Source organism: Bacillus sp. PAMC26543 (assembly GCF_014250375.1).
In the GTDB taxonomy this organism is placed as follows: domain Bacteria; phylum Bacillota; class Bacilli; order Bacillales; family Bacillaceae; genus Bacillus; species Bacillus halotolerans.
In genome coordinates this window covers 3,242,011-3,257,667 of sequence record NZ_CP060193.1, presented here as the reverse complement: position 1 = coordinate 3,257,667, position 15,657 = coordinate 3,242,011, and the positions used below count along the sequence as shown (strand labels likewise).

The following is a 15,657-nucleotide window of genomic DNA, read 5'->3' as shown; positions in this document are numbered from 1 at the left end:
TTATTCTCCTATCCGAATGAAAGTTTGCCTTTAAGGAAATGAGTTGCGCCGTGTATGAGCGAGTCCGCCGTTTTCTTTGCTTTGGCCATTCCTTTATGAATTGTTTTATTAGCCGCATCTATGCCGTCATTCACCGTTTTTACGACTTTGCCGGCCGCTTCCAGCCCCTTTTTGGCAGTATTTACAACAGCATGAATCGGTTCTTTCAGCTTTAAGGCTGCCTTTTCGGCGAAACCTGCCGTAAATTTGGCAATTTGTTCTCCTACCACTCCGCCAACATAAGAGCCAGCTGCGCCAAGGAGGACAGTACCAACAGGGCCTGCAAAACTTCCGATCGCCCCGCCTATTACAGCGCCTGCCGTTGCGCCGCCAGCGACAAAAATAGTGTTATTGACTGCATTGCCAACAGCTTTTGCATTTTCCCGTTTGAGCACTTCGGGTTTGTCTTCGTATTTCGCGTAATTTTCGGCGATCTTTAAGCCTGCTCCAAACGTTTCTGTCGCTCCGGTTATGAGTGTCGCTGTAATGGCATTTCCTTTTGCGAATTTCAAGCCTGTTTTTCCGACATCCTTCAGTGTTGAGCGTACGCCGGCTTCATTAACAAATCCTCTTGTATAGCTCCTTACGCTGTTTGAAAAATCCACCGTGTCCTGCGGAAAGTATTTTGTAAACTTTTTATGTACCAAATCAGAAAATGGCCGGTTTGTCTTTTTAAACAGATATTTTGGGTTCAAAAGCACTCTGGCTGCTTTTTGATAACGGGAGCTGTCTACTGCTCTGGAAATGTCCAATAGAAGCTTTGAATGCCGTGCAGTATGTAAGCCGCTTGGCTGTTTCACAAACTTTGTAAGCCCTAATCCGTAGTATTTTCCCTGGGTCAGCATCAGGGCGGTTAAGCTTGTCATCGTTCCGTATTTGTCGTAAGCGTTATAAAGCTTTCGTAAAATATTGTCTTGCTCAACAAATTTGTCGCTCGTTTTTCTAATGAATATCTCATTGTCACTCAGCTTGCTGACGAGTGCTTTTCCTGAGCTCCAAGCATCCCCAACCCCCGAAAAACAGCTGCTGTAGCGGGGATCGCATTGTAAAATCAGCTGTCCCAGCTCCGCATGCAAATCCTTATATTTGTTTTCCATATCAGTTAATTCTATGACCACATCATTTGCCAGCTGTTCAAGCTTATCCGGATCAACTGCAATGTTTCCTGACACGCTATTCACCTCTCGAGTTTATGTCTTTCCTCTCTTGCTTTTCTTTCTAATTCTTCCATTCTGGCAATCTCAGCTTTTCGTTCTTCTATTTTTACGGCAGCTGCCTTAAGTTCCTGGCTTGTTTCAAGCAGCTCCTGTTCGAACTGATCGTAGGCGGCTTTTGTTTCCTCGAAATCCTGGTCGAATGTGTCTCTTGCTTTTCCCTGCCACGCATCGCCCAATGCAGATAACCGGGAGTCAAGGAGCATTTTTGAGCTTCTGACCTCTTCTGCGGCTGCACTGTACTGATTTGCAAGCTCGATGACTTTATGTGAGTCCAACTTTTGTCCCCTGCCTTTCCTAAATTAACGCACAAATGGATGTTTTATATAAATGATTATAAATAATTCGGCATGTATCCGAATCGTACAAAAGAACCTTTTCATAAGAATTGGAAGGGCGTATATTCACTCAAATTTCACAGATGATGAGACTTTGAGATTACAAAAAAGGTAAAAAAATCAAATTGTTGAACTGATAGATAAGTGAGAAATTTCCCGCTCAATGGGAAAAAAAACTAAAACTGATCAAATGACCTAAGTGCGCCAAAAGCATTACGAGACAAGCTGTCACATGATATAAATAAAATGTAAACGTTATCAAGGAGGTCGTCATATGAAGAAAAAATCATTCTCAATCGTAATAGCGGGCGGAGGGAGCACATTTACTCCCGGGATTGTTCTGATGCTCTTAGACCATTTGGATGAGTTTCCGATCAGAAAGCTGAAGCTGTATGACAATGATAAGGAAAGACAGGAGCGGATCGCGGGGGCCTGTGACGTTTTTATCAGAGAAAAAGCACCCGAAATTGAATTTACAGCGACGACTGACCCGGAAGAAGCTTTTACAGACGTTGATTTTGTCATGGCACACATCAGGGTAGGGAAATACGCGATGCGTGCGCTTGATGAGCAAATTCCGCTGAAGTACGGAGTTGTGGGCCAGGAGACATGCGGACCGGGCGGTATCGCATACGGTATGCGTTCAATTGGCGGCGTGCTTGAAATATTAGATTACATGGAAACATACTCGCCAGATGCGTGGATGCTGAATTACTCCAACCCGGCGGCGATTGTGGCGGAAGCAACGAGACGCCTCAGACCGAACTCAAAAATCCTCAACATCTGTGATATGCCGGTCGGTATCGAAGACCGTATGGCGCAAATTCTCGGCCTGTCCTCAAGAAAAGAAATGAAGGTCCGGTATTATGGATTAAATCATTTCGGCTGGTGGACATCCATTCAGGATCAAGAGGGCAATGATTTAATGCCGAAGCTGAAGGAACATGTGTCTCAGTACGGGTATATTCCGAACGCAGAGCCCGAGGCGGTGGAGGCGAGCTGGAATGACACGTTCGCAAAAGCGCGTGACGTGCAGGCCGCCGATCCGGACACATTGCCGAATACGTATTTACAATATTATCTGTTCCCGGATGACATGGTGAAAAAATCAAATCCGAACCATACGCGGGCAAACGAAGTCATGGAAGGACGCGAAGCCTTTATTTTCAGCCAATGCGACATGATTGCACGCGAGCAGTCCTCTAAAAACAGCGAAATCAAAATAGACGATCACGCGTCATATATCGTCGATCTTGCCCGCGCCATTGCCTACAATACAGGTGAAAGAATGCTTTTAATCGTTGAAAATAACGGCGCAATCGCAAACTTTGACCCGACAGCGATGGTAGAGGTGCCGTGTATCGTCGGCTCAAACGGGCCTGAACCGATCACAGTCGGAAACATTCCGCAGTTCCAAAAAGGACTGATGGAACAGCAGGTATCAGTTGAAAAATTGACAGTTGAGGCGTGGACGGAAAAATCCTTCCAAAAGCTATGGCAGGCGCTCATTCTCTCAAAAACAGTGCCGAACGCCCGTGTGGCAAGGCTTATTCTCGAAGATTTATTGGAGGCCAACAAAGATTTCTGGCCTGAGCTTGATCAAAGCCCGAGCCGTATCTCATAACTGAAAAATCCCCCATTTTCGAAATCTATATTGTATATAATAGAAAGAAAATGGGGGGATCTGATATGCAGCTCGAAGAACTGATTAATCAGCATTACAGTAAATTAAATGACAATGATTTTCATATTTTGAAATATATATTGAATCACAAGAACACGTGCTATCGTCTTGGAATCGATGCCCTTGCGAAAGCATGCAGCGTATCGCGTTCCTCGATTTTGCGTCTTGCCCAAAAGCTCGGTTTCAGCGGCTACAGTGAATTTCGCGTTTTTTTGAAGTGGGAAGATCAGCCGGAAGAAGGCGAGAGTATGAGTTTTCAAAAGCTGCTGGATGATATTGAAGCAAATTTGAAATTTATAAGGACAAAGGACATGACGGACATGTGCCAGCTGATTGATGAAGCGGACCGCATTTTCGTGTACGGGTCCGGAACGGCGCAAAAGATATGCGCCCATGATTTGCAAAGAATGTTTATCCCTCTCAATAAGTATCTGATTTTAATTGAGGGCAGAAATGAATTTGACCAGATGCAGGATGATTTTAAGGTGAATGACCTGTTTATCATCATTTCGCTGTCCGGAGAAACGCCTGAGCTGATTCCGCAGGCAAGAATGCTTTCCGCAAAGGGAGTTCCCTTTATTTCCATTACGAATTTGAAAAACAATGTCCTCGCCCAGCTCACACCGCATAATCTTTATGCGACAAGCAAGCCCGTGACATTGAGTGATAAAAAAGAAATTGTCGCTTTTGCGCCGTTTTTTCTCGTTGGCGAAGCATTGTTCCGCGCATATGTTGATTACAAAGAAGCTGAAAAAAACGACATTGAGTAGCAGGGGGTTTTGGTATGATGCAAAAAGTCCAGCGCTTTGGAAGCGCGATGTTTGTGCCTGTATTATTATTTGCGTTCGCCGGCATTATCGTGGGTGTCAGCACGCTTTTCAAAAACGAAACCCTGATGGGGCCGCTCGCTGATCCTGACGGGTTTTGGTATCAGTGCTGGTATATCATTGAGCAAGGCGGCTGGACGGTATTTAATCAAATGCCGCTTTTATTCGCCATCGGCATTCCAGTCGCTTTGGCGAAAAAAGCTCAGGCGCGCGCTTGTTTGGAAGCGCTTACGGTTTATTTAACGTTTAATTATTTTGTCAGCTCGATCCTGACAGTCTGGGGAGGCGCCTTTGGCGTCGATATGAATCAAGAGGTCGGCGGAACGAGCGGATTAACGATGATTGCCGGCATTAAAACGCTTGATACCAACATTATCGGGGCAATCTTTATTTCTTCCATTGTCGTATTTTTGCATAACCGCTATTTTGATAAAAAACTGCCTGATTTTCTCGGCATCTTTCAAGGCTCCACGTATATCGTCATGATTTCCTTCTTCATTATGATTCCGGTCGCTCTGGCCGTGTCTTTTATCTGGCCGATGGTCCAAACGGGAATCGGGTCGCTTCAAAGCTTTCTTGTCGCTTCCGGGGCGGTGGGCGTTTGGATTTACACATTTTTGGAACGGATCTTGATTCCGACCGGTCTTCATCATTTTATTTACACGCCGTTCATCTACGGCCCGGCTGTGGCGGAAGGCGGGATCGTCACGTATTGGGCGCAGCACCTTGGTGAATATTCACAAAGCGCCAAACCGCTGAAGGAGCTGTTCCCGCAAGGCGGATTCGCGCTTCACGGCAATTCAAAAATCTTCGGCATTCCGGGGATTGCGCTCGCGTTTTATGTCACAGCCAAAAAGGAAAAGAAAAAACTCGTTGCCGGCCTGCTGATTCCTGTCACACTCACGGCCATCGTCGCCGGCATCACAGAGCCGATTGAGTTTACTTTCTTATTCATCTCTCCTTTCCTATTTGCGGTTCACGCCGTACTCGCCGCGACAATGTCGACGGTCATGTATATGGCCGGTGTTGTCGGAAACATGGGGGGCGGGTTAATTGAGGCGGTTACCCTGAACTGGATTCCGCTCTTTGGCAGCCACGGTATGACGTATGTGTATCAAATTCTGATTGGACTCTCATTTACTGCAATTTATTTTTTCGTCTTCCGATTTCTGATCCTCAAATTCAATATTGCCACACCGGGACGGGAAATTGACGATCAGCAGGAAACAAAGCTGTATTCGAAACAAGAATACAGAGAAAGAAAAAACAAAAAGGACGAAACAGCCTCCGCTGCAGAAACGGCAGATGAAACCGCTGCATTGTACATCGAAGCGTTAGGCGGAAAAGACAACATCACCGAGGTCACAAACTGCGCCACCCGCCTCAGAGTCAGCGTCAAGGATGAAAAAAAGGTCGAACCCGACAGCGTCTTCCGCGCGCTTGGAGCTCACGGCGTCGTCAGAAACGGAAAAGCGTTTCAGGTGATTATCGGATTGAGTGTACCGCAGATGCGGGAGCGTGTGGAAAAACTATTAAATCAATAAAGCAGACCCTCCTTTTTGGGAGGGTTTTCGTTTGCCGTCAAAAAGACCATCATAGTAAAGTAAAGAAAGAGACAATCGAGTATAAGGGATTTGGAGGCTTTTACATGTCAAAGGCTTTATCATATTTAAAACCATACTCACTTCTGGTGGGAATTGCGCTGATTCTCATGCTGACGGAACTCGCGGTTGAACTGGTACAGCCTCTATTGATCGCAAAAATCATCGACGATGGGATTTTGAAGCAAGACATGCGGCACGTTTGGATATGGGGTGCGGTCATGATCGGTCTGACCATTTTATCATTTGCGGCGGGGATGCTGAATTCCTTTTACGCTGCCCATGTCAGCCAAAGCTTTTCCTACGATACGAGAAAAGGGCTTTTTCAAAAAATCCAGTCCTTCTCTTATTCAACATTTGGACAGTTTTCGTCCTCATCCTATATGACAAGGCTGACAAACGATGTGACACAGGTGCAAAACCTGATTTTTATGAGTCTGAGGTTTATGCTGCGTGCGCCGCTAATGATTGTGGGCGGCATTGCGCTGTCACTCGCCGTTAATGTGAAGCTCGGCTTTTTTCTTCTTGTGACGATTCCGATCCTGATTTTGTTTTTGCTTTGGGTACTGAAAAAGGGCGGGGCGCTGTTCCGGTCTGTGCAGAAGCGGCTGGATCAGGTGAATACGATCATGCAGGAGAATTTAACTGCGATCAAGCTGATTAAAGCGCTGCTGCGCGGAAGCCATGAGGTCAAGAGATTTATCAAAGCAAACACGATGCTGATGCAAAAAACGGTCTCGGCATTTCAGCTTGTAGAATTTACGATGCCTGTGCTGATGCTGCTGATGAACCTCTGCATTCTTTTTATTTTATGGGCGGGAGCTCACAGCATCACAAGCGGAGGTTCTCAGGTCGGCGATGTCGTTGCGGTTATTAACTATGCGACACGAATTACGGGTGCGCTTTCTATGTTCCCGTTTTTGATTATGATTTTCACCCGGGCAAAAGCCTCAGGCGACAGAATCGGCGAGGTGCTTGAAACAGAAGGTGACGAGCAGGAGGAAGGATTACTCTCATCTCGCTTGTCAGGCCGAATTGACTTTCAGGATGTGTCCTTCCGATATCCGGATATGGACAGAGAAGCGCTGCGCAATGTCTCATTTTCCGCAAAGCCGAAAGAAACGATCGCGATTCTCGGGGCGACAGGATCAGGGAAATCGACGCTTTTTCAGCTCATTCCGCGGCTTTATCAGCCGGATTCGGGCAGCATTTACATAGATGAAAAGCCTATTGATGACTTTCCGGCGGAGGGCCTTCGCAAGCAAATCGGATTTGTGCCCCAGGAAGTGCTCTTGTTCTCAGGCACGATCAAAGAAAATATTGCTTGGGGCAAAGAAAATGCTTCACTTGATGAAATAATGGAAGCGGCCAAACATGCGCAAATCCATGAAACGATCATGAAGCTTCCGAAGGGATATGATACCGTCCTGGGACAAAGAGGCGTCAATTTGTCCGGCGGTCAAAAGCAGCGGATTTCTATTGCAAGGGCACTGATCAGAAAACCCTCCATCCTTCTTTTGGATGACAGCACAAGCGCGCTTGACCTGCAAACGGAAGCGAATCTGCTTGAGGCCATCAGCACATATGAGTGCACAACCTTAATCATTACACAAAAAATAACAACGGCCATGAAAGCTGATGAAATCTTGCTGCTCGAGGATGGAGAGCTGATAGAAAAAGGCACACACAGCCAGCTGCTTTCTGACTCACATTTATATAAGCGCATTTACGAGTCACAATTCGGAAGGGAGGGGAGCGAGTCGTGCTGAAAGACATCCGCAAGCCTTTCCAATATCCCAAAATCCCAATCGATAAAAAAGAACGCGCCAAAAAAAGGGCGAAAGCAAAGGATACAAAAGGCACCCTGAGACGAATCTGGTCTTACCTGGCAGAACGAAAAGGGCTGCTCATACTCGTTATGCTGATGGTCGTAATCAGCGCGATATTCGGCCTCCTCGGCCCCTTTGTGATCGGAAAGGCCATCGACCATTTCATCGTCGGCCAGACGGTCAGCGGGCTTATTCCCGTTCTGCTCATTCTGCTTGGCATATATCTCATTCAATCTTTATCACTCTGGTTTCAAAACTATTGGATGATCACGATTTCGCAAGGCACAGTTTTTAGAATGCGAAGCGAGCTGTTCACCCATCTGCATGAGCTGCCGATCCCGTTTTTTGATAAACAGCGGCATGGTGAGCTGATGAGCCGGGTGACCAATGACATCGAAAATGTCAGCTCCACTTTAAATACGTCGGTGATTCAAATTCTGTCGAGCGTCATCACTTTCGTCGGAACGATTGCCGTCATGCTGTACATGAGTCCGCTTCTGACGGTGATCACGCTGACGATCATTCCGGTAATGGCGGTGAGTCTGAAATGGATCACAAACCGTACGGGAAAACTGTTTAAAGAACAGCAAAAAAATCTTGGCGAGCTGAACGGATATATTGAAGAAAGCATTTCAGGCGAAAAGGTCATCAAAGCGTATTCACGGGAAGACCAGATTACAGCTGAATTTCTGGAAAAAAACGCCGCACTCAAGACTTCAGGCTTCTGGGCACAGACGATTTCCGGCTTTATCCCGAAAGTGATGAACTCTTTAAACAATTTAAGCTTTACGATCATTGCTGCAATCGGCGGACTGTTTGCGCTGAAAGGCTGGATATCCATCGGCACCATCGTTGTCTTTGCCGAGTACTCAAGACAGTTTACGCGTCCATTAAATGATCTGGCCAATCAGTTTAATACGATGCTGTCCGCTATTGCCGGCGCTGAACGGGTGTTTGACGTGCTGGATGAAAAAGAGGAGCGTGAGGATGAAAAGAGTGCCCTGCATCAGCCGATACAAACAGGCGGCATTGAATTCCGAAATGTTTCCTTCGGCTACGAGGAAAACAATCAGACACTGAAACACCTCCAATTCACAGTGCCGGCCGGGCAGTCAATCGCCTTTGTCGGCCCGACGGGAGCGGGTAAAACCACTGTTACCAATCTGCTTGCCCGTTTTTATGAGCCCAATGAGGGGAGCATTTTAATTGACGGGATTGATATTAAAAAGCTGACAAGGGCGAGCCTGAGAAAAAATATGGGGTTTGTGCTTCAGGATTCGTTCTTGTTCCAAGGCACGATCAGAGAAAATATCCGCTACGGCAGGCTCGATGCCTCCGATCAGGAAGTCGAGGCCGCAGCAAAAACAGCGAATGCCCACAGCTTTATTGAGCGGATGCCAAAAGGATATGATACAGTGCTGACGCAAAACGGCTCGGGCATCAGTCAAGGACAGAAACAATTGATCTCCATAGCAAGAGCCGTGCTGGCCGATCCGGTTCTGCTCATCTTGGATGAAGCGACAAGCAACATTGATACCGTAACAGAAGTGAAAATCCAAGAAGCGCTTGCCCGTTTAATGGAGGGGAGAACGAGCGTTATCATTGCTCATAGGCTGAATACCATTCAAAGAGCGGATCAGATTGTCGTATTAAAAGACGGCGAAATGATTGAAAAAGGCAGCCATGATGAGCTGGTACGCCAAAAAGGATTTTACAGTGACTTATACGAAAGCCAATTTCAGAAATAAAGAAAAAGACCTTTGTCCTGCATAAAGGTCTTTTTTGTTACAGATTTATAGTACTTTTATTTCAATTTCGTAAAATGTAACAAAATTACTTGACGTAAACAAGTTATGTATATATACTAGCTTACATTAAGTAAGTGATAACATTTATCAAGGAGGATAAAAATGAATAAATCATTTGAAATTGGCACATTACTTTTAAGAGTCATCACAGGTATTATCTTTTTTGTTCACGGTTTATCAAAGTTTCAGGCAATGGAGGGCACCATCCAATTTTTCGGCAGCATAGGCCTTCCAAGCTTTATGGCGTATGTCATCGCAGCGATTGAACTCGTTGGCGGAGTGCTCGTCTTTTTCGGATTGGCTACACGTATTGTAGGTGTTCTGTTTGCTCTCACATTGATCGGAGCCATTATTACAGTGAAGCTGAAAGCGCCATTCATGGGCAATGCAGAATTTGATTACCTTCTGCTTTTGACATCCATTCACCTGGCGCTTACTGGAAGCAGATTCCTGGCACTGGACCCATTTGTGTTTAAAGCAAAAAAGAACGAAAACGTATCAGCATAAGAAAAGAGGCATACAGCATGACCAGCATTCATGAGGATACAACCATTGGCTATGTCAAACTCACAATCCGCAGTCTGGAGCGTTCCCTTCAGTTCTACTGCAACGTGATCGGCTTTCAAGTCTTGAATAAGACGGACCGCCAAGCTGAATTAACGGCTGACGGAAAACGCCCCCTGCTTATTCTGGAAGAAAATCCAAGCGCTGTCGTCTTGCCTGAACGCACGGTAACGGGCCTGTATCACTTTGCGATTCTGCTTCCCAACAGAAAGGAACTTGGTATCGCACTCGCCCGCTTGATTGAAAACGGGATTGCCCTCGGACAGGGAGACCACGCTGTCAGTGAGGCGCTCTATCTCTCTGATCCTGACGGAAACGGAATTGAAATGTACGCTGACCGTCCTCGCAGCACTTGGCAGCGGGATCGTGAAGGAAACTACGTCATGACAACAACTGCTGTCGACATCGAGGGCCTTTTGGAAGAGGCCGGAGAAGAGCGGAAAACAACGCTTCCAAACGGTACGGTCATCGGGCACATTCATCTGCATGTCAGCGATCTGAAAGAAGCAAAAGCGTTTTACACAGATGTGCTGGGCTTTGACATTGTCGGAGACTATGCGGGCATGTCTGCTCTCTTCATTTCAGCCGGTGGCTACCACCACCATATCGGCTTAAACATCTGGGCTGGGAAACATGCGCCGCCTAAGCCGGCAAATGCGAGCGGGCTCGACTATTACACCGTTGTCCTGCCTTATCAGGAGGAACTCAAACGTGTGGCGGACCGAGTCAAAAACGCTGGATATTCGCTTGAAGAAACGGAAAACCATTTTCTTGTGAAAGACCCTGTCTCCGGAGCACATATCAAATTTGTGATTTAACTGTCATCCCTTTGCCCGTAAAAAACGGCAGGGGGATTTTTTATTTCTGTCCGCCTTGTTATGATGGGAGAACCAACTTGTTAGGAGGCGTTTACATGGAACTCAATCACCTTGTGACGGGCAAAATCGCTTTAAATCAATATGTGCATCGCTTAGAGCAAAAGGATGTTTTATTTTACGTCCACTATTGGGGAGCGATGACGAACCACTATAACACACTGCTTCATAAGCATTCCTTTTATGAAATTTGTTACGTCGTAAGAGGTGAAGGATATTACCTTGAAGGCGATCGTACATATCCGCTTCGTGAACAGACGATTTTTTTGTCAAAGCCGGATCATTTGCACCAAATCAAAAGTGAAACAGGTCTGTTCCTTTTTTATGTTGCTTTCGAGCTGAGCGAGGATCAGTCAAGCGCCGAATGGATCAAAGTGATGGAAAAAGTGAAACAAAGTCCCCTTATCACAATGCAAATGAAAGCTGGCGAACCGCCGGGCCTGCTTTGGAAAACATTAATGCTGCAAGCAGCGCAGCCTGTCAATACTTTTGACAAAGAGATCCTATCTCATTTGTCGCATGCATTGATCCTGTCATTAATCCAAACCTTTCTCCCGGCCGCCCATCGCTCGAAACAAAAGCAGCCCATTCACACATCTTCTGCTTTGCTGACAGAGGTGAAACTGCACATAAAAGACAATCTGTCACAGCCGTTAAAGCTGATGGATGTCGCCAGCCACTTTCATATCTCAGGGAGACATTTATCACGTTTATTTGCAGCAGAACTGGGCGTCAGCTACTCAGAATTTGTCCAAAATGAAAAAATAAATAAAGCTGCCGAGCTGCTGAAATCAACGACTCTGTCGATTAAAGAAATAGCAGAAGAAATCGGTTTCTCAGTACATTATTTCACTCGCATATTTTCCGCCAAAATCGGCAGCTCTCCAGGGCTTTTCCGTTCCCTTTATAAAGATTCAAAAATGACCGCATTTCAAATCAATAAACCTTTTCAAAAAACCGAACAGGCCAAGCCGCACGAATAAGATGTCCTGAAATGACAAAACAATGTCTTCATATGATAAAGACGCGAGAAATCTCGTTGTCTTATAATCTTTTTAGAAAGCGGTTACAACAATGAATGTTGCTGAAGGAGGGATGCATTGGCTTATGCTTGGTGTCGGGTGCTCTGCCATTCTTGAAAGAAGGGGAAGAAAGCCGTGAGTACTAAAAAGAAAGAGGCTGTAAAAGAAAAAGAAAGCTTAGCTCAAAAAGGGCTTTTACGAACGATTACATTGGTATCTACATTCGGCGGCCTATTGTTCGGTTACGATACGGGTGTCATTAATGGGGCACTTCCTTTTATGGCAACTGCAGGTCAACTGAATCTTACACCTGTTACAGAAGGACTGGTTGCGAGTTCCCTGCTTCTCGGGGCAGCCTTTGGGGCGATGTTTGGAGGACGTCTGTCCGATCGTCACGGCCGCCGAAAAACGATCCTTTATTTAGCCTTACTCTTCATCGCAGCCACACTTGGCTGCACCTTTTCACCAAACGCGTCCGTGATGATTGCCTTTCGTTTTCTGCTCGGACTGGCGGTTGGCTGCGCTTCTGTAACGGTTCCAACCTTTTTAGCGGAAATTTCGCCGGCAGAACGCAGGGGACGAATCGTGACACAAAATGAACTGATGATCGTAATTGGCCAGCTGCTGGCATACACCTTTAACGCCATTATCGGCAGCAGAATGGGGGAGAGCGCAAATGTATGGCGGTATATGCTGGTCATCGCGACACTTCCAGCTGTTGTGTTATGGTTTGGAATGCTCATCGTGCCTGAAAGCCCGCGTTGGCTGGCAGTTAAAGGCAGAATGGGTGACGCCCTGCGGGTGCTTCGGCAAATCCGTGAAGACAGCCGGGCACAGCAGGAAATAAAAGAAATCAAACATGCGATTGAGGGCACAGCAAAAAAGGCAGGCTTTCATGATTTTCAAGAGCCGTGGATCAGGCGCATTTTATTGATTGGGATCGGAATCGCCATCGTACAGCAAATTACCGGTGTCAATTCAATCATGTACTATGGGACAGAAATTCTGAGAGAAGCCGGTTTTCAAACAGAAGCTGCATTAATCGGCAATATTGCAAACGGTGTTATTTCAGTTATTGCGGTCATTTTTGGGATATGGCTTCTCGGCAAAGTCCGCCGTCGGCCCATGCTGATCATCGGACAGATTGGCACGATGACAGCTCTTCTGCTGATCGGGATTTTATCTATTGTCCTTGAAGGAACACTCGCCCTGCCGTATGTTGTTCTGAGTTTGACCGTTTTGTTTCTTGCATTTCAGCAGACAGCCATTTCTACAGTGACGTGGCTCATGCTCTCAGAAATTTTCCCTATGCATGTGCGGGGACTTGGTATGGGGATCAGTACTTTCTGCTTGTGGACAGCTAACTTTCTCATTGGATTCACCTTTCCCATTTTGCTCAATCATATTGGGATGTCGGCGACATTTTTTATCTTTGTCGCTATGAATATCCTAGCGATTCTATTTGTGAAAAAATATGTGCCTGAGACAAAAGGGCGGTCACTTGAACAGCTTGAACACTCCTTTCGCCAGTATGGCCGCCGCGATGATCAGGAAATCCAAAATCAAACAACTCACTTATCGTAACCTGCAGATACTAGGAGGAATCTATCAATGAAACTATCTTATGTAACAGACAGTTTAGGACATTTGCCTTTTGAAGAAATGCTCAATTTTGCCGCGGAGCTTGGCATTGATACGCTTGAAATGACAACCGGAGGCTGGTCGCCTGCGCCTCACTTGAATCTTGATGAACTGCTGCAAAGCAGTCACAAAAGAGAAGAATTTTCAGCAGCGCTGGAAAAGCGGAATATGACACTTTGCGCTTTAAACTGCTCGGGGAATCCTTTGGATCCAGGCGAACTGGGCAAATTGCACAGAGAAGTAACTGACAAAACGATGGAGCTGGCTGGATTATTAGGCGTCAAAAAAGTGATCATGATGAGCGGCCTGCCAGCCGGCGGCCCGGACGACAAAGTGTCGAACTGGATCACATACACAGTGAGCTGGCCTCCTGTTTTAAAAGATATACTCAATTATCAATGGGAAGATGTTGCGATTCCGTATTGGAAGGAGCTTGTCAAAAAAGCGGAAGCCTGCGGTGTTGAAAAAATCGCGCTTGAAAATTTCAGCTCTCAATTAGTCTATAATCCTGAGACTCTCTTTCGGCTCAGAAATGCAGTCGGCCCGATGGTCGGTTTGAATCTTGACCCGAGCCATTTGTTATGGATGGGCGCAGACCCAATCATCGCAGCAAGGGAGCTCGGAGAAGCCATTCACCATGTTCACGGAAAAGATGTCAGAATTGAAAGACATTTAGCTGCGGTTAACGGGCTGTTAGAAACAAAAGAAGTGACAGATCCTGCAAACCGGGCATGGAATTATGTAGCTGTCGGCTGCGGACAGGATTTACAGTGGTGGAAGGAATTTTTTTCAGTCGTAAAAATGATGGGGTATGACGGTGAGGTTTCCTTAGAAATGGAGGACCTGACGATGTCACCGGAAGCGGGCATCCGCACATCGATAGAAGCTTTAAAACAAACCATCAGCCAATAGGAGGTTTTCATCATGCTAAATGGAGAAAGAACCATTTCAAAACCGCTGCGCTGGGCAATGGTAGGCGGCGGGCGGCTCAGCCAGGTTGGATATAAACATCGTATTGGAGCGCTGAGAGACAATACTGCCTTTCAATTAACCGCAGGCGCCTTTGATATCGATGCCGAAAGAGGAAAAGACTTCGGGGTGAACCTCGGAGTGGAAGCGGAACGCTGTTATCCCGACTATCAAACAATGTTTGCGGAGGAAACGAAAAGAGAGGATGGCATAGAGGTTGTATCGATTGCCACTCCGAACGGCACTCATTATGAGATCTGTAAGGCAGCGCTTGAAGCAGATCTGCATGTCATTTGTGAAAAACCGCTGTTCTTCACTTCAGAAGAGGGCTATGAAATCAAAGCGCTCGCGGAGAAAAAAGGGAAAATTGTCGGCGTGACATACGGTTTTTCCGGCAATCAAATGCTCCTTCAAATGCGTGCGATAATTGAGCAGGGCAAGATCGGCGATATTCGTGTGGTTGACTTGCAGTACACACACGGTTTTTGTGCAGCAGATGAAGGCGAAAACATAAGCGCTGCACAGAAATGGCGTGTCGACCCTGCGATCGCCGGGCCAAGCTTTGTGCTGGGCGATTTATCTACCCACACGTATTATATGTCGCAGCTTATTATGCCGCATATGAAAATAAAAGAGCTGCTGTGTGACCGCCAGAGCTTCGTCGGCAGCCGCACGCCGCTTGAGGATAATGCCCATGTGCTGATGCATTATGAAAACGGGGCGGTCGGGACGATGTGGACATCATCAATCAATGCAGGGTGTATGGATGGCCACAGAATCAGAATTGTTGGCTCTAAAGCAAGCATCGAATGGTGGGACAGCAAACCGAACGAACTGACGTATGAAGTGCAGGGAGAGCCGATTCAGACACTCGTTCGCGGCATGCCATATTTAGATGGTGCATGCAGCGCCGATGAACGTCTCGGCGCCTTACACAGCGAAGGGCTGTCAGAGGCGTGGGCCAATATTTATCTTAAGTTTGCCATAGCAATTGACGCTAAAAATCGCGAAGATGAAGAAACCTTGAACAACTTAGTCTATCCTGACATTGATGCAGGGATCGAGGGCATCCGCTGGATTGAGAATTGCGTGCGTTCAGCAGACCAAGGATCAGTCTGGGTTGAATTCAAATAAATAAGTGGAAACGCCGCATATGACATAAAGTTCATATGCGGTTTTTATTTTCCAGAAACATCTGTAAAAAATAACAAGAGGCAGGTATGATAAGAAAGGAATTGCTTATAGG

At 46.3% G+C, this 15,657-nt stretch carries 13 protein-coding genes; 11 read left to right on the top strand and 2 right to left on the bottom strand.

Annotated features, from left to right (window positions below; translation table 11 throughout):
• Window positions 1–8: 8 nt before the first annotated feature.
• Window positions 9–1,211 (bottom strand): hypothetical protein, encoded by a 1,203-nt coding sequence (locus tag H7F27_RS16530; protein WP_185848163.1) that lies wholly within the window; start codon window positions 1,209–1,211, stop codon window positions 9–11.
• Window positions 1,212–1,216: 5 nt separating this feature from the next.
• On the bottom strand, window positions 1,217–1,531 hold the full coding sequence (locus tag H7F27_RS16525) for a WXG100 family type VII secretion target (protein ID WP_024120614.1): 315 nt from the start codon (window positions 1,529–1,531) through the stop codon (window positions 1,217–1,219).
• Between the two features lie 334 nt (window positions 1,532–1,865).
• Here H7F27_RS16525 and glvA point away from each other — a divergent pair, with 334 nt between their 5' ends.
• The 11 genes from glvA (at window position 1,866) to H7F27_RS16470 (ending at window position 15,545) form a co-directional block, all read left to right on the top strand.
• Complete coding sequence (glvA, locus tag H7F27_RS16520; RefSeq protein WP_185848162.1) at window positions 1,866–3,215, top strand: maltose-6'-phosphate glucosidase; 1,350 nt, start codon at window positions 1,866–1,868, stop codon at window positions 3,213–3,215.
• Between the two features lie 65 nt (window positions 3,216–3,280).
• Window positions 3,281–4,045, top strand: coding sequence for a MurR/RpiR family transcriptional regulator (locus H7F27_RS16515; RefSeq protein WP_024120616.1), 765 nt, complete (start codon window positions 3,281–3,283; stop codon window positions 4,043–4,045).
• Window positions 4,046–4,059: 14 nt separating this feature from the next.
• On the top strand, window positions 4,060–5,646 hold the full coding sequence (gene malP, locus H7F27_RS16510; protein ID WP_024120617.1) for a PTS maltose transporter subunit IIBC: 1,587 nt from the start codon (window positions 4,060–4,062) through the stop codon (window positions 5,644–5,646).
• A 104-nt stretch (window positions 5,647–5,750) separates the two neighbouring features.
• Window positions 5,751–7,472 (top strand): ABC transporter ATP-binding protein, encoded by a 1,722-nt coding sequence (locus H7F27_RS16505; RefSeq protein WP_101863592.1) that lies wholly within the window; start codon window positions 5,751–5,753, stop codon window positions 7,470–7,472.
• Window positions 7,466–9,280, top strand: coding sequence for an ABC transporter ATP-binding protein (locus tag H7F27_RS16500; protein WP_185848161.1), 1,815 nt, complete (start codon window positions 7,466–7,468; stop codon window positions 9,278–9,280). The genes H7F27_RS16505 and H7F27_RS16500 overlap by 7 nt, the downstream gene beginning before the upstream one ends.
• 162 nt (window positions 9,281–9,442) lie before the next feature.
• Entirely contained in the window at window positions 9,443–9,847 is a 405-nt protein-coding gene (gene catD, locus H7F27_RS16495; RefSeq protein ID WP_024120620.1) for a DoxX family oxidoreductase CatD, read from the top strand.
• Between the two features lie 17 nt (window positions 9,848–9,864).
• A complete protein-coding gene (locus H7F27_RS16490) occupies window positions 9,865–10,722 on the top strand; it encodes a catechol 2,3-dioxygenase (RefSeq protein ID WP_024120621.1) in 858 nt (285 codons plus the stop codon).
• Between the two features lie 95 nt (window positions 10,723–10,817).
• Window positions 10,818–11,762, top strand: coding sequence for an AraC family transcriptional regulator (locus H7F27_RS16485; RefSeq protein WP_185848160.1), 945 nt, complete (start codon window positions 10,818–10,820; stop codon window positions 11,760–11,762).
• A 174-nt stretch (window positions 11,763–11,936) separates the two neighbouring features.
• Window positions 11,937–13,385: a sugar porter family MFS transporter gene (locus H7F27_RS16480; protein ID WP_185848159.1), complete on the top strand. Its 1,449-nt coding sequence runs from the start codon at window positions 11,937–11,939 to the stop codon at window positions 13,383–13,385.
• A 27-nt stretch (window positions 13,386–13,412) separates the two neighbouring features.
• Window positions 13,413–14,354, top strand: a complete 942-nt coding sequence (locus tag H7F27_RS16475) for a sugar phosphate isomerase/epimerase family protein (RefSeq protein WP_185848158.1) — start codon at window positions 13,413–13,415, stop codon at window positions 14,352–14,354.
• Between the two features lie 9 nt (window positions 14,355–14,363).
• Window positions 14,364–15,545, top strand: a complete 1,182-nt coding sequence (locus H7F27_RS16470) for a Gfo/Idh/MocA family protein (protein ID WP_101860276.1) — start codon at window positions 14,364–14,366, stop codon at window positions 15,543–15,545.
• The last annotated feature ends 112 nt before the right edge of the window (window positions 15,546–15,657 follow it).

Coding starts and splice junctions, on each gene's coding strand:
- glvA (WP_185848162.1), top strand. CDS start 1,866: ATGAAGAAAAAATCATTCTCAATCGTAATAGCGGGCGGAGGGAGCACA.
- H7F27_RS16515 (WP_024120616.1), top strand. CDS start 3,281: ATGCAGCTCGAAGAACTGATTAATCAGCATTACAGTAAATTAAATGAC.
- malP (WP_024120617.1), top strand. CDS start 4,060: ATGATGCAAAAAGTCCAGCGCTTTGGAAGCGCGATGTTTGTGCCTGTA.
- H7F27_RS16505 (WP_101863592.1), top strand. CDS start 5,751: ATGTCAAAGGCTTTATCATATTTAAAACCATACTCACTTCTGGTGGGA.
- catD (WP_024120620.1), top strand. CDS start 9,443: ATGAATAAATCATTTGAAATTGGCACATTACTTTTAAGAGTCATCACA.
- H7F27_RS16490 (WP_024120621.1), top strand. CDS start 9,865: ATGACCAGCATTCATGAGGATACAACCATTGGCTATGTCAAACTCACA.
- H7F27_RS16485 (WP_185848160.1), top strand. CDS start 10,818: ATGGAACTCAATCACCTTGTGACGGGCAAAATCGCTTTAAATCAATAT.
- H7F27_RS16475 (WP_185848158.1), top strand. CDS start 13,413: ATGAAACTATCTTATGTAACAGACAGTTTAGGACATTTGCCTTTTGAA.